The organism is Holdemanella sp. DFI.5.55 (assembly GCF_020593575.1).
Classification (GTDB): Bacteria; Bacillota_I; Bacilli_A; order Erysipelotrichales; family Erysipelotrichaceae; genus Holdemanella; species Holdemanella hominis.
This window is the reverse complement of the sequence record NZ_JAJDMK010000009.1, coordinates 25,645-51,373: the sequence shown is the minus strand read 5'-3', so window position 1 is coordinate 51,373 and position 25,729 is coordinate 25,645. Positions and strand designations below refer to the sequence as shown.

General features: G+C 32.7%; 27 protein-coding genes and 1 pseudogene. 9 read left to right on the top strand and 19 right to left on the bottom strand.

The features are described 5' to 3' along the window. Nucleotides 1-58: 58 nt before the first annotated feature. Entirely contained in the window at nt 59-1,489 is a 1,431-nt protein-coding gene (gene purB, locus LJE08_RS03775; protein WP_117925637.1) for an adenylosuccinate lyase, read from the bottom strand. Nucleotides 1,490-1,601: 112 nt separating this feature from the next. Here purB and LJE08_RS03770 point away from each other — a divergent pair, with 112 nt between their 5' ends. The 6 genes from LJE08_RS03770 to LJE08_RS03745 all read left to right on the top strand — a co-directional run bounded on the left by LJE08_RS03770 (nt 1,602) and on the right by LJE08_RS03745 (nt 6,775). Continuing rightward, nucleotides 1,602-2,918, top strand: a complete 1,317-nt coding sequence (locus LJE08_RS03770; protein ID WP_227402457.1) for a Mur ligase family protein — start codon at nt 1,602-1,604, stop codon at nt 2,916-2,918. Next, on the top strand, nt 2,915-3,646 hold the full coding sequence (locus LJE08_RS03765; RefSeq protein WP_227402456.1) for a type 1 glutamine amidotransferase: 732 nt from the start codon (nt 2,915-2,917) through the stop codon (nt 3,644-3,646). Before LJE08_RS03770 ends, LJE08_RS03765 begins: the two co-directional genes overlap by 4 nt. Before the next feature lie 163 nt (nt 3,647-3,809). Further along, nucleotides 3,810-4,655: a DNA/RNA non-specific endonuclease gene (locus LJE08_RS03760; RefSeq protein WP_227402455.1), complete on the top strand. Its 846-nt coding sequence runs from the start codon at nt 3,810-3,812 to the stop codon at nt 4,653-4,655. A 9-nt stretch (nt 4,656-4,664) separates the two neighbouring features. Further along, complete coding sequence (locus LJE08_RS03755; RefSeq protein WP_227402454.1) at nt 4,665-5,576, top strand: hypothetical protein; 912 nt, start codon at nt 4,665-4,667, stop codon at nt 5,574-5,576. A gap of 49 nt (nt 5,577-5,625) precedes the next feature. Further along, nucleotides 5,626-6,471 carry a patatin family protein gene (locus LJE08_RS03750; RefSeq protein WP_227402453.1) on the top strand — a complete coding sequence of 282 codons (846 nt, stop codon included), beginning with the start codon at nt 5,626-5,628 and terminating at the stop codon, nt 6,469-6,471. 55 nt (nt 6,472-6,526) lie between these two features. Further along, nucleotides 6,527-6,775: a hypothetical protein gene (locus tag LJE08_RS03745; RefSeq protein ID WP_117925631.1), complete on the top strand. Its 249-nt coding sequence runs from the start codon at nt 6,527-6,529 to the stop codon at nt 6,773-6,775. Between the two features lie 779 nt (nt 6,776-7,554). Here the strand turns inward: LJE08_RS03745 and LJE08_RS03740 are convergent. Beyond that, nucleotides 7,555-7,989 carry an NUDIX domain-containing protein gene (locus tag LJE08_RS03740; protein WP_227402452.1) on the bottom strand — a complete coding sequence of 145 codons (435 nt, stop codon included), beginning with the start codon at nt 7,987-7,989 and terminating at the stop codon, nt 7,555-7,557. Nucleotides 7,990-9,590: 1,601 nt separating this feature from the next. Continuing rightward, a complete protein-coding gene (locus tag LJE08_RS03735) occupies nt 9,591-10,577 on the bottom strand; it encodes a hypothetical protein (protein ID WP_227402451.1) in 987 nt (328 codons plus the stop codon). Nucleotides 10,578-10,864: 287 nt separating this feature from the next. Between LJE08_RS03735 and cls the strand changes: the two genes are divergently transcribed. Continuing rightward, entirely contained in the window at nt 10,865-12,385 is a 1,521-nt protein-coding gene (cls, locus tag LJE08_RS03730; protein ID WP_117924873.1) for a cardiolipin synthase, read from the top strand. A gap of 38 nt (nt 12,386-12,423) precedes the next feature. On the opposite strand, the gene LJE08_RS03725 is transcribed toward cls, so the two are convergent. The 7 genes from LJE08_RS03725 to LJE08_RS03695 form a co-directional block, all read right to left on the bottom strand. Continuing rightward, nucleotides 12,424-13,356, bottom strand: a complete 933-nt coding sequence (locus LJE08_RS03725) for an ROK family glucokinase (RefSeq protein WP_227402450.1) — start codon at nt 13,354-13,356, stop codon at nt 12,424-12,426. Nucleotides 13,357-13,394: 38 nt separating this feature from the next. Further along, nucleotides 13,395-14,078 (bottom strand): hypothetical protein, encoded by a 684-nt coding sequence (locus LJE08_RS03720; RefSeq protein WP_227402449.1) that lies wholly within the window; start codon nt 14,076-14,078, stop codon nt 13,395-13,397. Then, nucleotides 14,060-14,767: a hypothetical protein gene (locus LJE08_RS03715; RefSeq protein WP_227402448.1), complete on the bottom strand. Its 708-nt coding sequence runs from the start codon at nt 14,765-14,767 to the stop codon at nt 14,060-14,062. The genes LJE08_RS03720 and LJE08_RS03715 overlap by 19 nt, the downstream gene beginning before the upstream one ends. A 103-nt stretch (nt 14,768-14,870) precedes the next feature. After that, nucleotides 14,871-15,500 (bottom strand): J domain-containing protein, encoded by a 630-nt coding sequence (locus tag LJE08_RS03710; protein WP_227402447.1) that lies wholly within the window; start codon nt 15,498-15,500, stop codon nt 14,871-14,873. Beyond that, nucleotides 15,497-17,236: a molecular chaperone HscC gene (locus LJE08_RS03705; RefSeq protein WP_227402446.1), complete on the bottom strand. Its 1,740-nt coding sequence runs from the start codon at nt 17,234-17,236 to the stop codon at nt 15,497-15,499. Before LJE08_RS03705 ends, LJE08_RS03710 begins: the two co-directional genes overlap by 4 nt. Before the next feature lie 11 nt (nt 17,237-17,247). Then, complete coding sequence (locus LJE08_RS03700) at nt 17,248-17,457, bottom strand: hypothetical protein (protein ID WP_227402445.1); 210 nt, start codon at nt 17,455-17,457, stop codon at nt 17,248-17,250. Nucleotides 17,458-17,582: 125 nt separating this feature from the next. Continuing rightward, entirely contained in the window at nt 17,583-17,783 is a 201-nt protein-coding gene (locus LJE08_RS03695) for a hypothetical protein (protein WP_227402444.1), read from the bottom strand. A gap of 56 nt (nt 17,784-17,839) precedes the next feature. Here LJE08_RS03695 and LJE08_RS03690 point away from each other — a divergent pair, with 56 nt between their 5' ends. Beyond that, the gene (locus tag LJE08_RS03690; RefSeq protein ID WP_227402443.1) at nt 17,840-18,709 is read left to right on the top strand and encodes a DMT family transporter; all 870 of its coding nucleotides are present in this window, start codon (nt 17,840-17,842) and stop codon (nt 18,707-18,709) included. Nucleotides 18,710-18,862: 153 nt separating this feature from the next. Here LJE08_RS03690 and LJE08_RS03685 read toward each other — a convergent pair whose 3' ends face one another. The 7 genes from LJE08_RS03685 to LJE08_RS03655 form a co-directional block, all read right to left on the bottom strand. Next, the gene (locus LJE08_RS03685; RefSeq protein ID WP_227402442.1) at nt 18,863-19,078 is read right to left on the bottom strand and encodes a hypothetical protein; all 216 of its coding nucleotides are present in this window, start codon (nt 19,076-19,078) and stop codon (nt 18,863-18,865) included. A 254-nt stretch (nt 19,079-19,332) separates the two neighbouring features. Next, complete coding sequence (locus LJE08_RS03680; protein WP_117924858.1) at nt 19,333-20,187, bottom strand: YitT family protein; 855 nt, start codon at nt 20,185-20,187, stop codon at nt 19,333-19,335. A 102-nt stretch (nt 20,188-20,289) separates the two neighbouring features. Then, nucleotides 20,290-20,508, bottom strand: coding sequence for a type II toxin-antitoxin system RelE/ParE family toxin (locus LJE08_RS03675; protein ID WP_238635959.1), 219 nt, complete (start codon nt 20,506-20,508; stop codon nt 20,290-20,292). A 106-nt stretch (nt 20,509-20,614) separates the two neighbouring features. Next, entirely contained in the window at nt 20,615-20,920 is a 306-nt protein-coding gene (locus LJE08_RS03670; protein ID WP_117924856.1) for a type II toxin-antitoxin system RelB/DinJ family antitoxin, read from the bottom strand. A 199-nt stretch (nt 20,921-21,119) separates the two neighbouring features. After that, nucleotides 21,120-22,154, bottom strand: coding sequence for an alcohol dehydrogenase (locus tag LJE08_RS03665; RefSeq protein ID WP_227402441.1), 1,035 nt, complete (start codon nt 22,152-22,154; stop codon nt 21,120-21,122). Between the two features lie 44 nt (nt 22,155-22,198). After that, a complete protein-coding gene (locus tag LJE08_RS03660) occupies nt 22,199-22,774 on the bottom strand; it encodes a histidine phosphatase family protein (protein WP_227402440.1) in 576 nt (191 codons plus the stop codon). 12 nt (nt 22,775-22,786) lie between these two features. After that, nucleotides 22,787-23,377: a helix-turn-helix domain-containing protein gene (locus LJE08_RS03655; protein ID WP_227402439.1), complete on the bottom strand. Its 591-nt coding sequence runs from the start codon at nt 23,375-23,377 to the stop codon at nt 22,787-22,789. Nucleotides 23,378-23,529: 152 nt separating this feature from the next. On the opposite strand from LJE08_RS03655, the pseudogene LJE08_RS03650 reads away from it, so the two are divergent. After that, nucleotides 23,530-24,790, top strand: a pseudogene (locus LJE08_RS03650) (DNA repair protein). Nucleotides 24,791-24,798: 8 nt separating this feature from the next. Here the strand turns inward: LJE08_RS03650 and LJE08_RS03645 are convergent. Together LJE08_RS03645 and LJE08_RS03640 are read right to left on the bottom strand one after the other, a co-directional pair. Next, the gene (locus LJE08_RS03645; RefSeq protein ID WP_227402438.1) at nt 24,799-25,125 is read right to left on the bottom strand and encodes a YolD-like family protein; all 327 of its coding nucleotides are present in this window, start codon (nt 25,123-25,125) and stop codon (nt 24,799-24,801) included. 70 nt (nt 25,126-25,195) lie between these two features. Further along, nucleotides 25,196-25,624, bottom strand: coding sequence for a hypothetical protein (locus LJE08_RS03640; RefSeq protein WP_227402437.1), 429 nt, complete (start codon nt 25,622-25,624; stop codon nt 25,196-25,198). Nucleotides 25,625-25,729 lie beyond the last annotated feature (105 nt).

Here is a 25,729-nt window from a genome sequence, read left to right as displayed (position 1 = left end):
ACAATAATTTAAAGCCGGTATTTTCACATAACCCTACACTATTTTAGAGCGCCATTTTTTATACGTTAATTGCGGCATGCATTCCTAATGCATCTCTTTCTTTAGCTAGAATTGGATCAATGAAGTCTTTGAAGAATTCTTCTGTTTGTTGAACAGAACGTCCAACGAAGTTTTCTGGTTTCATGATGGAAAGAATTTGTTCTTTTGTCATTCCAAATTTTGGATCTTGTGCAATACGGTCGATCAAATCGTTAGGTTTACCTTCTTCTTTAACTACACGACCGGCTGCCATTGAGTGTTGACGAATCAATTCATGTAATTCTTGGCGGTCTCCACCGGCTTTAACAGCGTCCATCATAATATTTTCTGTAGCCATGAATGGTAGTTCTTTTAATAAGTTAGCTTCTACAACTTTTGGATATACAACTAAACCATCACTTACATTTAAGTAAAGATCTAATAATCCATCCGTAGCTAAGAAGGCTTCGGCAACCGAAATACGTTTGTTTGCGGAATCATCCAATGTTCTTTCAAACCATTGTGTACTTGCCGTAATTGCAGGATTGATGGAATCGGCAATGATGTAGTTAGCTAGTGCTGCCATTCTTTCAGAACGCATTGGGTTACGTTTGTAGGCCATTGCGCTTGAACCGATTTGTGATTTTTCAAATGGTTCTTCGATTTCTTTCATATGTTGTAATAAACGAATATCATTACTGAATTTGTGTGCGCTTTGTGCAATTTGAACTAAAACTTGTAATACTTGTGTATCATATTTACGAGTATATGTTTGTCCGCTGACTGCGAAATATTGGTCGTAACCTAATTTTTCACAAATCTTTTTGTCTAAAGCTTTAACTTTGTCTGTATCTCCTTCAAACAATTCCATAAAGCTTGCCTGTGTACCTGTTGTACCTTTGCATCCTAATAATTTTTTATTGTCTAATAAATGTTGGATTTCAATGTAGTCCATATATAAGTCTTGTGCCCACAAGCTAGCTCTTTTACCTACAGTGGTTGGCTGAGCTGGCTGGAAGTGAGTAAACGCAAGACATGGCATATTTTTGTATTTTAATGCGAATTCTTCTAATTTTTCTAATACATTGACGATTTTCTTTTGTACAAGCTCTAAAGCTTCGTGCATGATAATTAAATCTGTATTATCACCAACGTAGCAGCTAGTAGCTCCTAAGTGAATGATTCCCTTAGCATTTGGACATTGTACTCCATACGCATATACGTGTGACATAACATCATGACGTACTTCTTTTTCTCTGGCTTTTGCGACATCGTAGTTGATATCTAAAGCGTGTGCTTTCAATTCTTCGATTTGTTCTTCGGTAATGTCTAATCCAAGTTCTTTTTCTGACTCCGCAAGAGCAATCCAAAGTCTTCTCCATGTCGTAAATTTTTTGTCGTTTGAAAATAATGCCTGCATTTCCTTAGATGCATATCTCTGTGAAAGAGGAGATTGGTAATATTCGTTCATTTGTTCCACCTATTCTAGTTAGTTTTTTCCTAACATCAATATTATATGTGTTTCAATTTTTAAATTCAACTTCAATTGTTGTATAATAAGGGAGTATGGAAAAGGAGTAGTTATGAAAACTTTATCTATATTATCTACAAAGCTTAGTGCCTGGGTGCTACACCTAATTGGTAGGGGTGGATCGATGCCTGGGTCGATCGGCTGTAAAGTCGATGCGAATATATTATCGAAATTAAAATTTAATGGTCCTGTCATTTTGGTTACGGGTACAAATGGAAAGACGAGTACAGCCAATATGATTACAGACTTGTTTGAAAAGGCTGGATATAACGTGATTTCCAATCGTAAGGGAGATAACTTGAAGGCAGGGATTGTCACTACGTTGTTGACTCACGCAAAACTAAATGGTGAAATCAAAGCCAATGCGGTTGTGCTAGAATGCGATGAATTGAATGTAAGACATATTCTTCCATTTATTCCGGTTACAGATTTTGTAGTCAATAATTTCTTTCGTGATCAATTAGATCGTGCTCGTGAAATGGAACAGTTGATTGATTCGATTGAAAAGGTATTGCCTGCATATATGGGTCGAATGATTTTAAATGCGAATGATCCCAATGTCGTACGACTCAATTTAGTAGCGAAAAACGCTTCATTCTCCTGTTTTGGAATGGATGAGAACAAGTATTCGGTTACAACGACAAAAGAGGCAAGTGAAGGAAAATTTTGTCCTAAGTGTGGGGCAAGACTTGAATACAGTTATTATCAATATTCACATATTGGTAAATTCCATTGTTCAAAGTGTGATTTTCAAACGCCGGAAATGGACATTTGTTTAAAAGATATTGATTTGGATAAAGAAACATTTTCGAGTGATGGAATACATTATAAATCTCCATATGAAGGAATGTATTCTATGTACAATTGTGCCGTTGTATTGAATGTCGCAAAAAATTATGGTATTTCACAAGATTGTGTTAAGTCTGTATTTAGTCATGCGCCTCAGCCTGCGGGAAGAAATGAAACATTCACATCAAAGGAACAAACTTGTATTTTAAACTTGGTTAAAAATCCTACAGGAGCCAATGAAGTTATGAAGGTCATTGAAAAAGATGATTCGGATAAGACAATTGTGATCGTATTGAATGATCGTGAGCAGGATGGTACGGACGTTAGTTGGATCTATGATACTTTCTTTGAAAAGATTATGAAGGATAGTACAAAGGAAATTATTTGTACGGGTCTTCGTGCAAATGATATGGCTTTAAGAATCTATTATGGTGGTTATAAAGGTCCTTTAAGTGTTGTCGATACTTTGGATATTGCCGTAAAAGCCGCATTAGCTACAAAGCGTACGACATATGCGATTGCGACATATACAGCATTACTTCCTACGCGTAATGCGATCAAGAAGGAGATGGGTCTATGAAAGTAGTTTGGATGTATCATGATATCATGGATCTTTATGGGGATAAGGGAAATATGATGGTTCTAATGAAGCGTTGTTTAGATCGTGGTATTCCTTTTGAACTGGATACTTGTGGTATTGGTGAAGAAAAAGATTTAAGTGAATATGATTTGATTTTCTTAGGTGGTGGTGCAGATAAGGAACAAATTAGTTTAATTCCAGATTTATTATCGCGTAAAGAAAATATAAAGAAGGCCATAGATGAAAAGACCTTTGTGCTTTTGATTTGTGGTGGTTATCAATTGTTTGGTCAATATTATATTGCGGCCAACAATGAGAAGATTTCTGGTTTACAGTTCTATGATTATTATACGGATACGGGAAAAGCTGGTAGTCGTTGTATTGGAAATGTTGTGATTGATGCAAATTTAGATGGTTTAAAAACGCGTATCGTTGGTTTTGAAAATCATGGGGGTCAAACATTAAATGTAACGCATCCTTTAGGAAAAGTTGTGAAGGGTTGTGGTAACAGCTTTAATGCAGGTTATGAAGGATTCTATGATGGAAAGATTCTAGGTACCTATTTGCATGGTCCTTTACTTCCAAAAAATCCTGAGGTGGCTGATTTTGTGATTTCAAAAGCACTACAAAAAAGAAATCCGGATTTTAAATATAGTGATTTAAAGCCATTGGAAGATAAGTTTGAAAAGATGGCTCGTGAGGCTGTATTTAAGAAATTAGAGATATAAAAAAGATGTCATAAGACATCTAAAAACATAGTACATAAGGGGTTTATTATATTTTTTGACTCGAACGATAATGAAGTACTATGTTTTTTATCACTCACTCCTTTCATGGTTTTAGTATATAAGTTATATTGACATTATATATGTCAAATATATGAGGAATCGTATGAGAAAATTTATTATATCCATGTTCATTGTTCTATCGACATTGATAACGCCTATATCGGCTTATAAGATTGATGAGATACCTGAATATAGTGGCAATCCTTATGTAGAGATACATGATAATGAGCCTGTATTTAGTTCGAAGGATATGAATACAAAGAGTTTTGAATCGTATTCGAATCTAGATTCTTTAGATCGGCCACAGGTTGCGTATGCGAATGTGTCGAAGGATCTAATGCCAACAAAAAAGCGAGAAAGTATTGGTTCTGTAAAGCCTGCAGGGTGGTATACAGTGCATTATAAGGGAATTGATGGGAAGTATTTATATAATCGTTGTCATTTGATTGGATATCAATTAACGGGTGAGAATGCGAATCGTAAAAACTTAATGACGGGTACGCGCTATTTAAATGTAGAGGGTATGCTTCCGTTTGAAAATGAAGTATCTGACTACATAGAAAAGACAAATCATCATGTTTTATATCGGGTTACACCTATTTATGATGGTGATAATTTGATTGCGGATGGTGTACAGATTGAGGCGTATTCTGTAGAAGATAAAGGACAAGGTGTATCGTTTAATGTATTTTGTTATAACGTACAGCCAGGTATCACAATTGATTATAAAACGGGCGATTCAAGTCGCTCAAATGACAATATTATAAAGGAATATAAAGTTACAGAGGATACTTCTACTTATGTTTTAAATGTAAAAACACATAAGTTTCATAAGCCAACTTGTGCAAGTGTTCGTTTGATGAATGATGTAAATAAGTTGGAGTCAAGTGAGTCTAGAGATGTATTAATCGCTCAGGGGTATTCGCCTTGTAAAAACTGCAATCCATAGGAGAATAACATGAAAAAAATAGTATCTATGCTGTGTGTATGTGTTTTATCTTTATCTTTATTTGGTTGTTCTAAACCAGAAAATAATGTGGAATTAAAGAAGAATGTTTCTTGTCAATTGTTGGATGTTTTAACCATCACAAATGATACAGATAATTCGACGTACTACTATTATTTGGCAAGTGTTGAAAATAAGGGTAAAAAGCCGTATGACACAAAGAATTTAATTTATACCGTAACAGATGACAACGAAAAAGATATTAGTGTCATTGATAAATATCAGTCTACGCCTTCTTATATCATCAATAAGGGACAAAACACGTATATTTATGGATATATAGGATTTCCAAACAATGATCAAAAAAACTTGGGTCTTTCTTTTAACAACAAGAAACAGTTCTTGCCTTTTAAAGCCTTTGATATTCGTAAGGCTAGTGATAAAAATGTTAACGATTCAAAGAATACAAAATATACTTTCTTTGAGGATGATACACTTCAGATTGGTGTAGATGCATCTAAAGCAAGTTATGTATATGAGAATGGGGAAACAGTATTAAAAAATATTAAGATTACTTATAAGAATAAAACGGATTCTCGTATCATTGTTCCATATTTAACGCCGAGTGCTACTTTAGAAGGTGTCGATCTTAGTAACAAGTATGATTTCGCAAATATGGATGAAATCAAAAGTCATGATTTTACAACGAATGGTATGGCGCCTAAAACACAAAGTTTTAAAGCAGATGTAACTGGGTATGTATTATATTTCTTGGATAAAAAACAAACTGTAAATACAGAAATTGAATTCCATTTTGAAAAGGCAGCTCCTGATTTTACGGATAAGAGTACCAAGCCTTTTGTGGTTCATATGAATTCGAAGGCATTTGGAAAATCAAACACATTTAAGATTGGACTTGAATAAGTCCTTTTCTTTTTGGTTCACATTGTTTATAATCTTTGTGGTGATGTATATGTTAGAAGAAAAAGGATTAGTTCTTGAAGGCGGAGGCTTTCGAGGTATGTATACTAGTGGTGTAATCGATGTATTTATGGAAAATCACATTGATTTTAACCAGGTTGTTGGAGTTTCTGCAGGTGCTGCCTTTGGCTGCAACATTAAATCTAAACAGATTGGAAGAGCCTTGCGCTACAACAAGCGTTTTTGTAGAGATCCAAGATATTCAGGATTAAGGAGTTTTATTAAAACGGGAGATCTTTATAATAAAGAGTTTGCGTATGGGGTCGTGCCTACGATATTGGATCCGTTTGATACAAAGGTATTTAAAGAGAATCCATTGCGTTTTACCGTTGTATGTACAGATATTTGTACGGGAAAACCTGTATATCATGAAATTAAAAATGGAGATGCTCTAGATATTGAGTGGATTCGTGCATCGTCATCGATTCCTATTGTTTCAAAGCCTGTTAAATTAGATGGATATGAATTATTAGATGGTGGTGTCTCAGATTCGATTCCAGTGGATTGGATGTTGGAAAGAACAAAGAAGACAGTTGTAGTTTTGACAAGAAATCATACCTATCGAAAAAAGCCAATGAAATATATAAATCTTATAAAGAAGGCATTTAAGGAATATCCAAATCTACAACACGATTTAGAAAATAGACATATCGTATATAATGAAACATTAGATAAAATCGATAAGCTTGAAAGGGAAGGACAGATATTTGTGATTCGACCTTCTAAACCAATTGCGTGTGCGATGATTGAAAAAGATCCAAGTCATCTACAAGAAATTTATGACATAGGTAGACGTGATGCGTTGAATAGTTTGGAAGAATTAAAAAAATATTTGTGAAGTGTTTCACATGTTAGTTTGTGATATACTAATAAAAAATTTAGGAGTGATACAAATGAGTTTCCTTAAAAAACCAGGACGCATCATATTATTAATCATGATTGTATTAGCTGTAGTCTGTCCGTATCGTGTTCATATGTATAAAACGAAGATTGAAGAAATCAAATCTGGCAAACTAAAAATCAATGATATGCAGTATGCTGCTGATGATCTACATCCGTATTCCGCTTATTTAATGGCTGTCCCATATATTATTATAGAAGTCGCATTAGGATCTTTATATTACGTTAGAACACGTGATTAGTGGACTTTTTGATTTGCCGTGAAAATCAAAAAGATGGACATTTGTACGTTTCGATTCAAATCAGAGAATGCGATATTATGGAAATTAATAAGACTCTATGATTTTTCGTGAAACATCAAAAAACGTATAACTATATGTATTTGTTCAAATAATAATGAGGGTTAAAATTTAAATATAAACATATTTTTGAATTTCAAGTCATCTCAAACAAATTAAAATAAGTAGACCAATTTAAAAATTTGCTTTATTTCAATTCTATAAATATAACATAAGAGATATTATGCGAAGTTAGTCCATAATATATCTCGAATTTTTAAATTTTTTCTGAAACAGACAAACTAATAAGTTCTTATAAGAAACTTTCGGAGTTAATCTTAACCAAAGTAATAAGTTCTTATACGAATATTACTTGTATATTTTAAGAAAAGTATAAAGTTCTTATTAAGTAATATCTTGTATATGTATAGTCTTTTATAAGTATATTTATCTTCTTAATAAGTATATCTTATATAATTAGACATAGGTTAATTTATTCAACTTGACATAGTTTATTTTATATAAGTTTATATAGTATTAGTTCTTATAGTGTTTTCATGAAACTAAGCGTTACGTTTACGAAAAAGATTTGTTTTCACTTCATGAAACTAAGAACTTCCAAAGTTTGCTTCATTTGTTTGTGAAAGCACAAAAAAACAAAGAAACATAAAGTCTCTTTGTTCTTAGGCATTCAAATGGATTTTATCAGTTCGACAAACTGGAAGTTTCCGTTGCTTGTCTATTTATATAAAGCCTCTTTTTTTTGCTTCTTCAATCAATATAGGTTGAATTAAAGGATATGTCCAATTTTCAACTAACTTATCTGAAATCAATATCTTCTCAATCTCACTATGTAATTCCTCAAATGAGTTAATGTCTGCGATAAATAACATTCCGAAAGTTTCATCATCAATATTTTCATTTGCTCGTGTCTTTCCTTTAACAGAATACACACATATTGGTTCAATTCTAAAATCAACTGCTCCTGTTTCTTCTTGTAATTCTCTTTTAGCTGTTTCTAAAATACTTTCTCCAGGTTCTCTGTGACCTCCTGGTATTTCATAAGTCTCTCTTTCTTTGTGTTTACAGAATACCCACTTGTTATCTGTTTTGGATATTATCACTGCAAACTTCAAAAATTCATCTGCGACATTGTCATAAAATTTTACTTCTACCATTCTATCAATACCTCGTCAAATTCAAATTTTCTGTTCCCTATAAAATTAATTTATTGGGATTTACCAAATCGCCAAACAACGATTTATTGATTTATTTTAACATAAAATATAAGTGGTTTGTAGAGATGAAATATATCGTGTTTAATTTTCATACAAAAAAATTGTAACACCATCATATTATCAATTTGTAAACGTAATTCTTAGTTTAACCGTTTTGGTGCCAACTCACTGTATGAGTTTTCTAAAAGAAGTTTTTAGTTTAAGGAAAATGTGTTTATTTCACTGAATCATTTTTATAAAAGTAACGCTTAGTTTAAGGAAAACGAGCTAAAAGGCATAAAAAAAGACCAATAATGGAAGTTGTTAGTTTTGGAGAGATATTTTCTTTAAATAAAGCAGCTTTTTTTTCAAGATGTTAGCATATTAATTCTCATAATAAATGCTCTAATAAATATATATTATTTGGCATATCTTTCTATTCTTTTTAATGCTTGGATAAGCCAAACTGTTATAGGCATTAAAGAAGTATGGATTCTGCTTGAAATCATACTTTTTTAGGTTTATTCATGTTTTCCATAGTAACAAACTCCCAAACGTTTTCCTACAAATTGATTTGTTACATTTTGTTTAAAATATAGAATCATAAGCCTGGTTTGGCTAAAACACACAGAAATACCACATCCTAATAGCGTATCAGGTGTAGTAGTTCATCAGAATCATATCGTTTGCAAACACAAATACATAGTGATATACTAGGTAATGCTAGATAAAGAAACCTTTTTATTTAACTCATCTCAATTTTATCTAGCATATATAGACCAATGCAATTTTTAAACCCTTTCTTTCGCATTGGTCTTTTACTTTGTTAATAAGTACAAGTTTAATGTACAAATTATATAATTCATTTAATTTTTTACATCAGCAACACTGCAGGACTTACATTTAAGCGTGATGGTAAATTCGTTTCTATTGAACAAATAAGTACACAGGAATTGATTCTAAAATTTACATTAAACGCTTCCATAACCAATTCCACACGAACTATAAGTGTATAATACGATATCTAACAGCCGATCATAAAGATGTATTTGAAAGTTCTTTCTTCAACTATCTAGTCAAAGCGTTACATCAACAGTGTTTGAAGTGATATCAGGTGAAGATCTTGATTAATGTATGATTGCTTTATTGTATGGATATACAATAGCTTCGAATACGGATATTTTAATTCGCAATAAAACTGTTTCAGAAATTAATAAGTTGATGTTGCCTTATATAAAGGAATAACATCTATATTTCAGAAAATATTTTCAAAAATATGACATATGTCAATTTATTTTTCAGATAAACATGGTATAATTTCGACAGTTAGATGAATGTTTATAAGCCAACAAACAATAATAATACGTCACACATAATCAACGCCAACTATCTCATGTGTGATTCCATCTAACAGTCGATTGAGAACTAGTCTCCTCAAAAAAACACTAATACACTAGTTCTCTCCTCTTTTTATAAATTGTTTTATGAAACCTAGTGTGGGTTTCATTTTTTATTGTTTTTTCTTTTAGCTCCTCTTTTGCAAATGGGTGGTAATCATTCGCTTATTTACTATGTTTAGAGCTCATTGCATCCCGATATCGCACTTTTTTTGGCGATAAAACTGCCATTTCAATAAATTTTAACACCTTATCATACTTGTCCTTTGGCTCATTCATAATGAACCAAAATAGATTCAACCAGTCTTGGAGGTGCTCTCTATCATAAGCTCCATGATTTCTTATAAATTGTTTTAATAATAAATGAAGATTATTGACCGGATATAAAGGATTGTCTTTATCTGATAATTCTTTTGTTTCTGCTGTTGGGTATACTATGCTTTCCAGTTCCAATTCTTCAATTAATATGCTATGAGAGTGTTCGTCATCATGAACTAATACAGAACCTCTTGCAATATGCTGACTGTATGTTTCTTTCGTTGATTTTCTTGAAGGTTTAGATGTTCCTGTAACTATAAAAATTGATTTTGTCTCGTTACAAGCAACACCAACACCTATTTTATTTCGAGATATTCCTTTTAAAACTTCGAATGTTTTGATCAGCCAATATTTCCCTGTCGTTGGTGAATTTCTATTATCGTAGGCTGTTGAATTTATAGAATGAAATTCAAACAAATGCAGTAAATACTCAATCCATTCTGAAATAGGAATTTTTTTTGAATCAAAGATTGTATTTGTCAAAGCTGTAAAGCGTTTACCACATTCTTTACAAATATATCTTTGTGTTCCATCTTTTTTATGGCCATATTTTGTAAAATCATTAGATTCACAGAATGGACATTGTTTTATGTCTAAAGAATTTATAAATTCAATTTCAAAAATAGATGATGTTGCATGTTTAGCGTCGTACCATTCTTGAACAGTATTTTCTACAAGCAATTGTCCTTCAGATTTTTCAGGATCTTCAGACCAAGTAAATGAACGTAAAGATGGATATTTTCTACGTTCTTTTTTATTCATTTGTGTTTGGCGGTTCGGAGTTTCACGAGATGAATAACCAGAACCGCCAAGTTCCTCTTGATGATTATTCACCTCATGAAGCTCTTCAAGAGCTTGCCTTTCTGCAAGCGTTCTAATTATAGCACTGCCTGTAATAATTTGTCACTTACCACCCATTTGCAAAAGAGGAGCTTTTCTTTTAAATCAAAAACACGAGTGGTATACTATGTTTTGCCAATAGGTTTTTTCTTTTCCTTTCTGATTAGGCCTGTTCGGTATGTATTTTTTCGAGCCAGCATGACCTACCCAATCATAGTTGGCTCTTTTTTATTGTTCGTGAAAATGGTATATTACTTTATGCTAGAAATGAGTGGATATTTATGAAATTAAAAATATGGCTTGGAAGAATTATTCCTTTAGTCATCATCGCATTAGGTGAAATTGTATTATATTGTAATCTATTTAAATGGCTAACAACGTCTTTTGTCTTTATTGAAATTGTTTTACACATTCTATCCATTTTAATCGTATTAAATATCGTACGTACAAGTAGACATCTATCTTCAGATCTTATGTGGATTATTCTGATTATGTTGTTTCCTGTCTTTGGTACATTTGTGTATGTATTGATGTTATTAAGTTTGTTGTTTGGAAAAACATTCCGCAATATTATTAAAGAACAAAAAAAGGCATCTAGCAACTATATACAAGATGAATCGATTATTGATGAAATTCGTAACGATAATCCAGACTATGTCTCACAGCTTGCTTTCTTACATGAAGAGGGCTTCCCTATTTATCGAAATACGGATTTTGAATATTATGCACCCTGCGAAAATGGATTTAATGTCATGTTAGAAGAACTAAAAAAGGCAGAAAACTATATTTTTATGGAATATTTCATCATTGAAGAAGGGTTTATGTTTAATTCGATTCTTTCTATTTTAGAAGAAAAAGTAAAACAAGGTGTAGAAGTACGTATCATGTATGATGATATGGGATCTTTAGGTACACTTCCCGCTTCTTATGCGAAACAATTAGAGAAAAAAGGAATCAAAGCTGTTTCTTTTAATCGTATTTCCCCAATCATTAATACGATTATGAATCATCGTGATCATCGTAAAATTTTGATTATTGATGGTAAAGTTGCCTTTAGTGGTGGCGCGAATTTAGCTGATGAATATATCAATAAGAAAGTAAAACATGGTCATTGGATGGACAATATCATTTGTATTAAAGGTAAAGCCGTTTGGTCTTATTTAGTAATGTTTCTAACAAACTGGAACGCTTTACGTCATGAAGACTTTGATTATTCTGTTTTCAAAAATGAAGATGTTGTAGATGAAACTTCGTTTGATGGATATATTGCACCTTATGCAGAGACTCCGTTAGATGAAGAATTGACGGGACAATCCGTTTATGAGGATTTATTAAATAGTGCCAATAAATATGTATATATAATGACCCCCTACCTCATCATTGATTCAGAAATGATCAATACATTAATTCATACCGCTAAAAAAGGTGTTGATGTTAGAATCATCATGCCCGGTATTGCCGATAAACAGATCGTACATGATATGGGAACTACATATTATAAACAATTAATTCAAGGCGGCGTTAAAATTTATGAATATGAGCCTGGTTTTGTACATTCAAAAGTCTTTATTTGTGACGATACATATGCCACAGTAGGAACAATCAACTTAGATTATCGCTCCTTATACCTACACTTTGAAAATGGCACTTTATTGTATAAATCTAAGAAGATCATGGATGTGAAACAAAACTTTTTTGATACATTAGAACATTGTAAAAAAATTCAAGTAGAAGATACCCATGTGAATATTGTGAAAGGTTTATTTTTAAGCATTATTCGTATATTCTCACCATTATTATAGAAAAAATGCAAGGCTGAATCCTTGCATTTTTAGTAGAATTAAAATAATGATTTTACACAACCATACATTCCGGCATCATTTTCAAGTTTAGCCAAAACGATTGGTGTATTTTTACATGCATGAAATGCATACTCTTTAAAGAATGTACTGATTCTTGAAGTTAAGATATCTCCAGCTTTAGAAACGCCACCACCAATCACAATGATTTCTGGATCAATCACACTACAGACTTGTGCCAATGCCTTTGCGAGAATTTTACAAGTGGAATCCACTAATTCGTTAGCGATGACATCCCCTTTTTTAGCCTCGTCATAAATGTGTTTAGCTTCTAAACAATCATAATCACGTAAACTAGAAGGACGTTTATCATTCTCTAACATCTTCTTAGCCTGAGTAACAATTCCAGTAGCTGAAACATATTGTTCTAAACATCCATGATTTCCACAGTTACATGGAGTTTTCTCATCATCCCTTACAGGCATGTGTCCGATTTCTCCGCCAGCACCATGAATTCCGGAAACGATCTGTCCATTTAAAACACAGCCGCCACCAACACCCGTGCCAAGTGTAACCATTAATACATCTTGATATCCTTTCCCAGCACCTTGCCACATTTCACCAAGAGCTGCCACATTGGCATCGTTACCTACTTTAACTTTAAGTCCTGAAATTTGATGAAATTCTTTTTCAACATTCAATGAATTCCATCCTAAATTCACACATACACTCACAAAAGCATTCTTATTTACTGGTCCTGGTACACCTAAACCTACACCCATCACATCACTTTTTTCGATACCTTTCATTTCAATAGTACGATTAATAAAATCAGCAATTTCAGTAAGAATATATTTTCCATTATCTGTTTTATTTGTTGGAATTTCCCATTTTTCCATCAAGTCTCCATCCACTGAAAACAATCCAATCTTTATTGTAGTACCACCAATATCTACTCCAAATCCATATTGCATATTTAAATTTCTCCTTTAATAATAGCTTATTAGAATTCTCAAAAAGAATCAATCACTTGTTTAAGTAAATTATCCACAATTAGTTTTGTATATCTTTTACATCCATATGGAGTGCCATCACATAGTGCATAATCACCAGAATGCTCTATTGATTTGCCGCTTTTTAGATGCAAGATATATCGACTACTGCCACCACCACATAGGAGTGGTTGATATGTCTTTTCACTACCTAAATTTATTTTGATTTCATAAAAAAACTCACAGATCTTTGGTTCAGACAAATGATAAATTTTATCGTCTATTTGCACGGTTCCATTTACATTTATATAAACATTTTTTCTTTCGATAAGTGATCCTAAAACAGGTTCATATTGTTCAAAAACACAATTCAATTGTACAATTTCTTCATGTGTTAAATCATGAAACCATTCTGGCTCTTTAAAGTAGAGGTGTTTATGAAGAAAAGCATCCATATCTTCATCATCTTCAAATTCAAGTTCAGCACGAATGAAACAACCATTCGTTTTTGAATCTACTTTACGATCTATAATTTCATACAATTCAACAGAATGTATATTGTCATTTTTATCATAAAGATATCGAATTTCATGACGGGCTTTCGTATATGAAAAGAAATGGGTAATATACGTTTTATATATGGACCCATCTAAATAAGATGTGTTGAGTTTTACCTCTTCTAAAGTTAAATAACAATCTGACATTTTGTAAGTAACTCCTCTACTATATTTGTCGTAAGACTATTCTCATTCGAATCTGTACAATAATTGCCGTGATATTCAAACACATTCCCGCTTTCACAATATAATGTAAAACTTCTAGACCATCCACCCACACAGCTAGGATCATATGTCGTTTCACTGCCTAGATTTTGTTTCATGGCTTCAAAGAATTGTTGAATGTAAGTCTTGTTAACTTGATATGTTAAAATTAAAGGATTTTGATTTTCCTTTGTCTCTTCAATTTGAATCATTCCATCATCAAAGATAGATATATTTATAGTTGTATTACTCGTTTTATTATCAAGTAGATCCAATATATCCCAATCAGAATAGCTACATACGATTTTATTAATTTTTTCATTTGTCAAATCATGAAACCATTCTGGCTCTTTAAAATAAAGTGGTTTATGAAGAAGAAAATCCATATCCAATCCATCTTCAAACTCAACATCTGCTCGTACAAACATTTCATGTGTGTCTGGATCTACCTTTTTTTCACAGAATGAATAAACTTCAGGAATATATACATTCCCTTCTTCGTCATAAAAATCATTGATTGTATGATGTGATTTGGTATACGAAAAAAATGAAGTTACATAAGACTTGTATAAGGATCCATCATAATTTGATTTATGAGGAATTGATTTTTCTAAAGTTAAATATGTTTTCATAAGTAAACATTAACATAATAAAAAGGCTATTTCTAGCCTTTTAGAGTTGATCATATCATACATTATATACAAATGAAGATTCTTGTTTTTTTTCTTGTGATTGTTAAAGAATGCCCAATATCACCTCTAAAAGAATGACACTAATCACAATAAAAGCTGTAAAGGCTGGCCTTTTATATAATGGGACATTTGAATAATCCATCGCATTTGATAATTTTGACATACCATACTTTCCTAAATACATATAAATAGGATCTCTAAAATTCTTAATATATTTTAATTTACGAGATAAAAAGATGTCTTCTAATCTTCTACAGAACAATTCATCCTCTAAATACGGCATGATTTTAGGTTCTGTAAAAACTTGTACAATCTCTTTAGACCCAATCTTTTTAGGCAAACTTTTTTCAATCGAATTCAATATATCCTGATAAACAACAATATCCTTTTCATTCTTCACAAACAATGTTTCTACTTTAGGAATAGGTGGAGGAATGATTGTATCCTCTTTAGTCAAAATGGATTGTGTTTGAATATCTTGTTTATTTTGTTCAAATGAAACAGACTCTATTTCTTGATCTGGGTGTAGACACTGTTGATAAGCAGCCTGAATTTGTTTGAATTCTTCCGGATTCTCTTCAGGATGATACTGTTTTAAAAGTCTCGCATAAGCTTTTTTTATTTCTTTTTTATCCTTTGTAGGCTCAATTCCTAATATTTCCCACGCATTCATGCTAAATATTCTCCTTCTTCATCCTCTTCTTGACTAAAGATATCTAAAGAATCTACATTTTGACTTTCTTCGATTTGATTCAAGATTTGTGAAACTTGATTTATAAGACGTTTCCTTTTTTGAATATTGTTGATCAAAGTTTCCATATCTTTTGTGAATTCTGAATGAAGACGCATTAAATAATCTTGTGTTTCCTCATCCACTTCTTGATAGATTCTTTCAATACGAGCAAGCAGAGCATCCACTTCATTATTTTGATATAAAGCTAAAGATACTTCTTTGATGGAATCCAAACGAACAGAAGCATCTACTTTTTCTAACACATCGCCTTTTGATACTCTAAAAATATAATGTTCCTGGGTAGAATGTACAATGGCTTCTACATACAACATAGAATTAATGTCATACGAATAGATTAAATCGAACGATTCATAATCATGCATATTTCTAGGAACATGAATAAAAGCTTGGCCTAAAAATAAATTTTCTTTCGCATACATAGCCTGCCCTTGAAACACACTAATATTGACCTTGGTTTGCCCTTTATGCACGGTACGCAAAGTCATCTTTTTGCTTGTTGGTAAAACTGAATTCTTAGGAATAAGCACGGTTGATAATTCTAAGCCTGGATTTTGTTCATTGTAAGTAGAAGTACTTAAGGAGAAAGGACAAATATCCGTCACAACTACATCTTTAATATTTTCATCCCTTTGTTTAATACCAATGTATTTTCCAAGTCCAAGCGCAACTAAAGAATCCATGTTTTCTTCTTTTAATACAGGAATATTTAAAGCGTCTGATAAATAATGTTGAAGTACCGGCATTTTGCTTGAGCCTCCTACAAGAATCAAACTATCAAGCTCACTAGCTGAAAAACCACTGTCTTTTACGGCCTTACCAATCACATTTTTACAAGATTCTAGTAAGGAATGTGTAGTATTAAATAATACATTTTCATCAAATATACAATTATAATTCTTATTTAAATGAACTAAAGATACTTCAACCACACTTTGTGTACTCAACCTAATTTTAGCTTGTTCACAAGCACGTAAAATACTTTGTTGAAAAGAAGAGTCTAAGACATTATAGTTTAACCCATTTTTGAAACAAAAGTATTCGGTCATAGCTCGATCAAAATCCGTGCCACCCAAATGATTGTTTCCACTAATCGCATTGATGCTAATCACATTTTCAAAACAGTCGACAACCGAAACATCTAAAGTTCCTCCACCAAAGTCAAACACGACGAATGTTTCATATTCATCATCCATATGGCATGCGATGGCTGCAGCACTTGGTTCATTGATCAAACGCTCCACTTTAATTCCTAAAAGTTCGCCTATTCGCTTTGTATCTTGTCTTTGACGCGCATTAAAATAAGCCGGAACACTGATCACAACTTCATCGATAGATTCATGCAAATAATTTTGCGCATCTTCAATCAATTGTTTCAAGATAAAAGAAGAAAGTGTTGCTGAATCATACTCTTTCTTATCTAATGCATAAGTAACATCTGTGCCTATATTTCGCTTAAACAAAGATGCACTACACTCTGGATGCGTAATGAGTCTTTCCTTAGCTAATTTCCCAACAACAATCTTACCATCCAAAATACTGACAGCACTTGGAGTTACATATTCACCATACGCATTAGGAATCAATACGGGTTTTCCTTCTTTATAGACAACCGCTAAACTGTTGGTTGTTCCTAAATCCACACCTAATATCGTCATAAAACCTTCTCCTAACAAAAGTTTAAAATAGCCAAAATGATACTAAATACAAGTGAAATACTTCCATAAACAATCAATCCATATTTTAGTATGGATGATAATACATGTTTATAGCCTTCTGTATATTTGGTAAAGACAGATTTCTTGCGTAATACAAAATATAGAATAAAACATACAATGCCAACAATTCCATTATAGATGATCAAAAGTGGAATCAACATTGAAAGAAAGAAGACGCATAAGATTCATCCTACACAAAACATCATCAATAGTAATACACACAATCCGCCCATAAAATCACCTTCTTAATCTAAATATAGCATATTAAAAGCGGTATTTCTACCGCCTAGAAATCTTTGTGGAATTTACCTCCATAATGATTATCTTTATAGTTTGTGACATAAAGATAAATGACTAAAAGTGCAATCAAAACAAGACCAACAATAAAAAATGAATGAGCAGACATCTTTCCATATAAGAACATGCATCCACATCCAATAAGTAATAACACATCGACAATAATGACAACAGGATCTAATTTCTTCATTTTTTACACTTCCCTTCACTTTCTTGTTATAATTATTTGGCATGAAAAATAAAACAATGATCGGACATATTTTAGCTTTTGTGTGCATTATGATTTGGGGTTCTACCTTTGTATCGAGTAAGATTCTTTTAGATAATTTCACACCCATTGAACTGTTATTTATACGCTTTTTAATTGGTTTTTTAACGCTATGCATTTTAAGTCCTAAAATATTAAAACTAGAAAATAGAAAAGATGAGATTTGGTATATTCTAAGTGGATTAACCGGTGTTTTCTTATATTACTTTATAGAAAGTACAGCTCTAGTCTATACATATGCCACAAATGTAGGTGTCATAATATCGATAGCTCCATTCTTTACTTCGATACTTGCCTATTTATGTTTTAAGGATGAGCCTTTTAAAATGAACTTTGTGGTAGGATTTATTGTAGCCTTTATTGGAATCTTCTTCATTAGCTTCAATGGCCAACAAATGCACCTATCTCCAAAAGGAGATATTCTTACCATTGTGGCAGCCATCATGTGGGCTATTTATAGTGTTGTATTAAAGAAAGTCAATGAATTAGGACATACTTCCATTCAAAATACGAAACGAATCTTTGCGTGGGGACTTTTCTTTATGACAATCAGCCTTCCAATATTAGGATTTGATGTATCCATGGATGAGATTCTAATCCCACTCAATCTATTAAATCTACTTTTCTTAGGTGTAGTAGCTTGTGCAGGATGTTTTGTGATTTGGAACTATTCTTGTTCCATATTAGGAAGTGTTAGAACCAATCAATATGTATATTTAAACCCCATTGCCACAATTATCTTTTCAGTAATTATCCTACATGAAAAGATTACGCCATGTATTGTTCTTGGAACCATACTTACTTTATCCGGATTAATTATATCTGAATACAAGAAGAAAGAATCTTAACCGATTCTTTTTTTAATTTCCCTTAAAATCGATTCAGCTTCTTTTTCATCACCTCTTTTATCTTTTCTGCAACCTTGCGATCTTTAATATATTGATTCATATTGACCATCGTCTTTTCTTTAGAAACATATATGGCCAAAATAGTTTCATCTTTTATACAACCTTTACTCCAACAAATAGATATGGATCTTGTAGAATCCCAAATGGTAATGGTCCTGAAGGAAGTATAGCCGTAAATGGAATACCCTTTCCTTTAGCCTTTTCATTTAAGACAGAAACACGAACTACATCACTATAAGAATATGTACCGGATGGAATGGTAAATTGTTTATTTATATCATCAAATCTTATATATTCATCGATATTCATGGTTGAACCCCCACATTATTAAGCAGCCAATAATTAGGATTATGCCACTCACAATTAAACTTGTATTTCCCGATAAGTAATAATAAGCCATACGATTACAAATCCAAATTAAAATTATGATTACACAATTAATAATTACCCTTTTATCCATACCCTATCTCCTTATCTTCATATTAATCATTTAGCCATTTAGAATCAAATGTATTGTCCAAATAGGTCATAATAAAGGAAAAAAAAGTAAGGCCTTGCCTTACTCAAATCTTTGGTTGATATCGCATATCCGATACATTATATACAGTGATAAATGCTTTTGGATCGAGTGTATTGATGAATTTCATCAACTTTTGATATTCCGCTTTATCCACGATTGTGATGATTTCATTGCGCTTTTCCATGTTGTATGCACCATACGCTTCATACACGGTTGCTCCACTATGTAGTTCGTGAATGATAAATTCACGAAGCTCTTTTTCTTTTGGAGTGATGATACATACTCTTCGTTTAATATTATGATCAAAGATAAAGTGATCTAGAACAATGCCATTAAAATAAGTGCCCAAAATACTTAATACAACTGTTTTCTTATCATAAACAAGAGCTGCGGATAAGGCCACACACATACCCGATAAGGACATTGCTTTTCCTAGTTCCATATGCAGATATTTATTCATGATCTTTGCGACAATATCAAGACCACCTGATGAAGCATTTCGATTAAATAAAATACTCAGTCCCACGCTCACTACAAGAATGTAGCACAATACATCGAGTTCTTGACTGTTTGTGAAAGATACAAAATTTGGAAAAATAATTTCAAAAAATGCAAGAAAAACAGGAAGCATAATACTTGTATATACTGTTTTTACGCCAAATTCTTTACCACAAGTCAAAAATCCAATAATCAATAAAACGACATTTAAAATCATGGTGATGACTGATAATGGTAGAGGTATAAAATTAGATAGTATAATACCCAATCCAGAAATACTACTTACTGAAGTATGACTGGGCACAAGAAAAAAATAGACGGCTGCACCAATAATTCCAACCGCAACAGTCAATATTAGAGTTTCCTTTATGATATTTGTATAATTGTATTGTTTATTCATCGTAATTGTCTCCTAGTCATTCATTGTGTCTTTATTTTATCAAATAAACCTATCTTAATGCACACTAAAAATGGAACTCCTAGTTAAAAGTTCCATTTCAGTTTATATATTTGAATTAATAATTCCTTTAATGTCACGGCCGCCATAGAATATTCGAGTTATTATAACCATCTTTGTCTTGTCATCAACAAGATAATATGCAATATAATTATCTATAGGCAGCTGATGCATATTCATCGATTGCCAAGGCTCCCATCCAACTAGCTCATGACAAGCTGGCATAAAATCTAATGAACGGATTTTTTCTCGAATACGCTTTATTTGAGCGGCAGCAGTTTTAGGAACAAGAAGTTCATACGCAATATAAGAATAAATTTCACGAAATCGGAAAGTGCCTCTCCAGAATAGCTTGCTTTATAGTTATTCATCATATTCCAAATTCTTTTGCGAGTATTGTATCTACTTCATCTGCAGAATACACATTTCCAGTATTGATGGAATCAACTCCCTTTTGAAGCTCTTTGTCTAACTGTTTTTTTGTCATTGCACCAACAGCTAATGGTTCAGAAGAAGGAAGCTTCAAATCAAATGGGATACCTTTTTTCAGTACGATTTGGCTATAAAGCATCTGAATTGCACTGGATGGAGAAATGCCAAGCTGAGAAAGAATGCTCTCGGCATTATCTTTAAGTTTGGTATCTATTCTAGCATAAACAGCAGTTGTATTTGCCATAGTATCACTCCTTTTCTTTATTATACACATTAATTGCTTGCGAACGCAAGCAATTAATGTTGTTATTGTAATATATGGTATAAATTTTCACAAACATGTCTTATTATATTAGTTAATTCAGCTAAAAAATGTCAAAAAAAGAAATCCTGAAACCATGTTGAAATATATGATTATCGGATTCCTTTTTCTGTAGTTGAAATCAGCACTCTATTGCCACTTTAATTACACCATCTCTTTTATTTTCAAATAAATCATACCCTTGGGCAATTTTACTAAGAGGATACGTATGTGTAATCAAAGGTTCTGTATTGATCTTACCTTGTGCAATTAATTGTAAAGTCTTTTCACAATCACAACCATCAACACCACCTGTTTTGAAGATCAAGTTTTTTCCATACATGTCTGGAAGTGGTAAAACTTGTGGTTCATCATATAAAGCGACTATTGTCACAATCGCATTTGGCCTTGCACATTGCCATGCAAGCTGAAAAGTAGAGGGTACGCCCGCAACTTCAAGAACAACATCTGCTCCACCATGATCACTATTTTCTAGTACAAAGTTTTTGCATTCTTCTGGAGTTACTGTTAAAACTTCCGGATAATGTTCATGGATAAATTCAATACGATGTTCATCTTTTTCACACATGATTATTCTTTTTGGCTTTTGAAGCATCACACACAATAAAGTACAAATACCTGTAGGACCTGCACCAATAATCAATACAGTATCCTCTTCTTTGATTTCAGAAATACGAGTTGCCCAATATCCTGTAGCTAACACATCCCCTACAAATAAAGCCTGCCGATCACTAACTTGTTCAGGGATTTTATTCAATCCTTGATCTGCAAAAGGAACACGCACATATTCAGCTTGTCCACCATCAATACGACAGCCAAGAGCCCATCCTCCATTATCATCCGTACAATTATTCACAAATCCATTCTTGCAGAAAAAACATTCTCCACAAAATGTTTCCACATTCACCGTTACACGATCTCCAGGCTTTACATGAGTCACTTTACTTCCTACTTCTTCTACAATCCCAACCATTTCATGTCCAACAGTAATACCAGGTACTGCACGAGGAACACTACCATATTTAATATGCAGATCACTTGAACAAATGCTCGCAAGTGTTACTTTTACAATCGCATCCCTTTCATGAAGAAGTATCGGTTTTGGTTTCTCTATCAACGCAAATTTCCCTTTTTCTAAATAAGTATATGTCAACATGTGTATTTACTCCTTTTTGCCATTAAACATGGTCTATACATTCCTTACTTATATGTCTTAATGAATGTATGCTTACCATGATTGGATTCATAAACACGAATCTCACAATTGTTTGGCTTTGGTCTCCACTTAATACCATTTTTACGATCTTCTAGATAGCCACATAAAGAACGGATGATACCACCATGGCATACAATCAATACATTCTCATAATTCTTCTTTTCAAGTTCCTTTAAAAAGGATTGACTTCGTTTGACCATACTTTTGACAGATTCAACCGACTTAGGATTTGGCAATAATTCAGGAAAAGCCCAATAGGAAGTCATTTTTAATCCTAATTTAAAGTAGCTACGAAGCTCGTAATTCCCAAAATCCACTTCAATAATACGAGAATCAATCTTTACATCCTTTTGATCTACATTGCCAATAATCGATGCTGTCTGAATCGCTCTTTGTAGAGGACTTGCATATACCGCATCAAAATGAATATCACCAATCTTTTTTCTGGCCTCTTTCGCTTGTTGAATTCCCGTCTCATTTAAAGGTTCATCTGTAAGTCCCTGCATTAATTTTTGCTTATTTAAAGCTGTTTGGCCATGTCTAGTAATCCAAATCTTCATTCAATCATTCCCTCAATCAAAGTCTCTACGAGCATATAAGACTTTCCCAATAATCTTTACCGGCAATTTTTCAACTTCTTCAGGCGTAAAAACCTTTGTGTCAATCTTAGGATTTGCGGCTTCTAAAATCATTAAACCCTTTTTATATAAAACACGCTTTAATGTTGCTTCCTCACCCACAAGTACAATCGCAATACTTCCAGATTCCACTTCATTTGTCTGTTTCACAAAGACAAGATCCCCCTCATATATATGAGCGTTGATCATAGAGTCTCCACGTACACGTAAAAAGTAATCGCCTTTTTTTCCATCATGACGATTTAATTCAATATATCCCTCAATATCTTCCATTGGAAAGACATCATATCCGGCTTTTACACTACCAACGATTGGTTTGATTCTTTCTTCCTCATCCAAAATACTTTTGACATCACAATCCAGCATATCGGATAGTTTCTTTAATGTATTGGCCTTTAAATGTGTGCTTTCACCCTTTAACCAACGAAAATATGTAGCACGCCCAATTCCTATTCTTTTAGCCGCCTCATCATGTTTAATGTTATTTTCAATCTCATATTGTAGTAATAATTGCCTTAACTGCATAGTTACACCACCTTTATCTATATAGTATCAAAAAATAAATAAAATACCAGTGAAAATTTATTAACTTTTTAATAAAGTCTCAAATCTATCTTGAATTTTTATTTATTTTTAACTATGATTTTATACGAACGATATGGGGGGTGGAGGTATTTATGCAAAAAACATATTTATGTATTGATTTAAAATCCTTTTATGCATCCGTAGAATGCGTGGAACTTGGCCTTGATCCATTTGAAGTCAACCTTGTGGTGGCAGATCCTACACGAGGTGGTGGTGCCATTACTCTTGCTGCAACACCTGCCATCAAAAAACTAGGCGTATCGAGTCGTGGTCGTATTTTTGAAATTGATCCAAAAATTGAATATATGATTACTCCACCTAGAATGCACTTGTATATGGAATATAGCTGCAAAGTCTATAAAGTCTTCTTGGAATTTATTGCCAAAGGAGATATTCATGTCTATTCCATTGACGAATCCTTTTTGGATGTCACAAGCTATTTAAAACTCTATCAAGTAAGTGCTAAAAATCTCGCAAAAAAAAATATTAGATCGAACTTATGAAAAAACAGGTCTTACAGCGACTGTTGGGATTGGAACCAATCTGTATTTAGCTAAGATTGCGATGGATATATCCGCCAAGCACAATGCCGATCGCATGGCCTATTTAAATGAAGACTTATATCGCCAAACATTATGGCATCATGTTCCATTAACAGATTTTTGGATGCTTGGAAATGGAACGGAAAGAAGATTACACAAATTAGGCATTTATGACATGTATGACTTGTGTCAATTTCCTATTGAAATATTATATAAAGAATTTGGTGTGAATGCCGAATATATCATTGACCATGCTTGGGGCAAAGAGCCTACGACCATTCAAGACATTAAAAATTATAAATCGAAACAACATTCTATATCCAATTCCCAAATTCTTTTTGAGGATTATTCCTACCAAAATGCCTTTGTGGTTATGAAAGAAATGGTGGATCAAAATGTATTGACATTAACCGAGAAACATTTAGTGACTAAACAAATTTCTCTTATGATTAGCTACTCTAAAGATTGTATCAAACCAAGCTGTGGCTCATGTAAGATTACCAACTGTACAAACTCCTATTCCATCTTATTAGAAGAATTCAAACGACTCTATATTCGCATTGTGAATCCAAACTATCCCATTCGACAGATTGCGATTGGTTTTCAAGATGTGAAAGATGAATATTATTATGAGAATTATGATTTATTTACAGACGTAGGAAAAGTAGAACGAGAAAAAAAGCTACAGGAAACCTTAGTTCAAATCAAGCATCGCTATGGCAAGAATGCCATCTTAAAAGGGATGAACGCCTTAGACTTTGCGACCGCTAAAAAACGAAATACATTAATTGGTGGCCATAACGCATATTAGAGGAGTTTTCACTCCTCTAATTGTATGTAGCTAATTTGTTTCAGGTTGATCTTTGTCTTTACGATTTGAAGTATTTGCGTATCCAGATTGATTTTAGAAACTACGCCTGTGATTCTTTTATAATTGATACAATCATAATACTCAATCGTGACAAGTTTTCCTTTTTGAATTTCATGCACTCTTTCGTCTAAGATTTCATAATCATCCTGCGATAAAATTCTTGGGCTGACAATTTCTACTTCACATTTTTGAATCATTTCTTTAAAGCCCTTTAAAGAATCAAAGCTCTGAAAGATCTGACCCCGATTTTCTTTTTTCTTATGTATTAAATCCATGTGTATCACATCCTTATAAGGATATCATACGTGTTTATTATATAAATTCAAGATAGATTTGAGACTTTCTTTAGAAATTTTCTAAAATATATTTTTGTGTGTTCAAACACTTCCTTAAACGTACTTGCGTATTATCTTCATTGGTATCCGCTTGTTTAAAATGATTTGAACTTGCCAATCGAGAATAGTAGGCATCAAGATAATCTTGTAGTTCCATATACTTATCTGTATCTAGATTCAATTCAAAACCTTCGTGCGTTGCCTTGAAATCATTCATCTTATCCAATTCAGCTAGTAAGCCAGCAATGATTTCTAAAGTTAATTCATCTTTTTTAGCTGCCTTTAAATATTGGTTTAAACGCTTTTTAAAGACCATTGTATTAAATGTACCATCCTCTTTCATCTTCTCTACTTTCTTTTTAAAGAAGTAAGATCCAACAGCTAAAGAAGCCGTTGTTGTTAATAACGCTATAAATTTGATTTTTTGTTTTTTTGTCATAATTAAAACCTCGATTCATCTATTTACATTGTACTTTAAAATGAAAAAACATTCCACTAAGGAATGTTAGAATCGAAGCATCTGCATAAAGGTCGTGACCATCAT

Bases quoted from the DNA above. Each gene is read 5' to 3' on its own strand.
- LJE08_RS03705 (WP_227402446.1), bottom strand. From the start codon at position 17,236: ATGACGATATTAGGTGTGGATTTAGGAACAACCAACAGTTTAGCGGTT.
- LJE08_RS03655 (WP_227402439.1), bottom strand. From the start codon at position 23,377: ATGCAGTTAAGGCAATTATTACTACAATATGAGATTGAAAATAACATT.
- LJE08_RS03720 (WP_227402449.1), bottom strand. From the start codon at position 14,078: ATGTCAGATTGTTATTTAACTTTAGAAGAGGTAAAACTCAACACATCT.
- LJE08_RS03745 (WP_117925631.1), top strand. From the start codon at position 6,527: ATGAGTTTCCTTAAAAAACCAGGACGCATCATATTATTAATCATGATT.
- LJE08_RS03690 (WP_227402443.1), top strand. From the start codon at position 17,840: ATGATCGGACATATTTTAGCTTTTGTGTGCATTATGATTTGGGGTTCT.
- LJE08_RS03645 (WP_227402438.1), bottom strand. From the start codon at position 25,125: ATGGATTTAATACATAAGAAAAAAGAAAATCGGGGTCAGATCTTTCAG.
- purB (WP_117925637.1), bottom strand. From the start codon at position 1,489: ATGAACGAATATTACCAATCTCCTCTTTCACAGAGATATGCATCTAAG.
- LJE08_RS03660 (WP_227402440.1), bottom strand. From the start codon at position 22,774: ATGAAGATTTGGATTACTAGACATGGCCAAACAGCTTTAAATAAGCAA.
- LJE08_RS03770 (WP_227402457.1), top strand. From the start codon at position 1,602: ATGAAAACTTTATCTATATTATCTACAAAGCTTAGTGCCTGGGTGCTA.
- LJE08_RS03665 (WP_227402441.1), bottom strand. From the start codon at position 22,154: ATGTTGACATATACTTATTTAGAAAAAGGGAAATTTGCGTTGATAGAG.
- LJE08_RS03680 (WP_117924858.1), bottom strand. From the start codon at position 20,187: ATGAATAAACAATACAATTATACAAATATCATAAAGGAAACTCTAATA.
- LJE08_RS03715 (WP_227402448.1), bottom strand. From the start codon at position 14,767: ATGAAAACATATTTAACTTTAGAAAAATCAATTCCTCATAAATCAAAT.
- LJE08_RS03670 (WP_117924856.1), bottom strand. From the start codon at position 20,920: ATGGCAAATACAACTGCTGTTTATGCTAGAATAGATACCAAACTTAAA.
- LJE08_RS03685 (WP_227402442.1), bottom strand. From the start codon at position 19,078: ATGAATATCGATGAATATATAAGATTTGATGATATAAATAAACAATTT.
- LJE08_RS03725 (WP_227402450.1), bottom strand. From the start codon at position 13,356: ATGCAATATGGATTTGGAGTAGATATTGGTGGTACTACAATAAAGATT.
- LJE08_RS03740 (WP_227402452.1), bottom strand. From the start codon at position 7,989: ATGGTAGAAGTAAAATTTTATGACAATGTCGCAGATGAATTTTTGAAG.
- LJE08_RS03700 (WP_227402445.1), bottom strand. From the start codon at position 17,457: ATGTTGATTCCACTTTTGATCATCTATAATGGAATTGTTGGCATTGTA.
- LJE08_RS03695 (WP_227402444.1), bottom strand. From the start codon at position 17,783: ATGAAGAAATTAGATCCTGTTGTCATTATTGTCGATGTGTTATTACTT.
- LJE08_RS03765 (WP_227402456.1), top strand. From the start codon at position 2,915: ATGAAAGTAGTTTGGATGTATCATGATATCATGGATCTTTATGGGGAT.
- LJE08_RS03755 (WP_227402454.1), top strand. From the start codon at position 4,665: ATGAAAAAAATAGTATCTATGCTGTGTGTATGTGTTTTATCTTTATCT.
- LJE08_RS03640 (WP_227402437.1), bottom strand. From the start codon at position 25,624: ATGACAAAAAAACAAAAAATCAAATTTATAGCGTTATTAACAACAACG.
- LJE08_RS03750 (WP_227402453.1), top strand. From the start codon at position 5,626: ATGTTAGAAGAAAAAGGATTAGTTCTTGAAGGCGGAGGCTTTCGAGGT.
- LJE08_RS03710 (WP_227402447.1), bottom strand. From the start codon at position 15,500: ATGAATGCGTGGGAAATATTAGGAATTGAGCCTACAAAGGATAAAAAA.
- cls (WP_117924873.1), top strand. From the start codon at position 10,865: ATGAAATTAAAAATATGGCTTGGAAGAATTATTCCTTTAGTCATCATC.
- LJE08_RS03760 (WP_227402455.1), top strand. From the start codon at position 3,810: ATGAGAAAATTTATTATATCCATGTTCATTGTTCTATCGACATTGATA.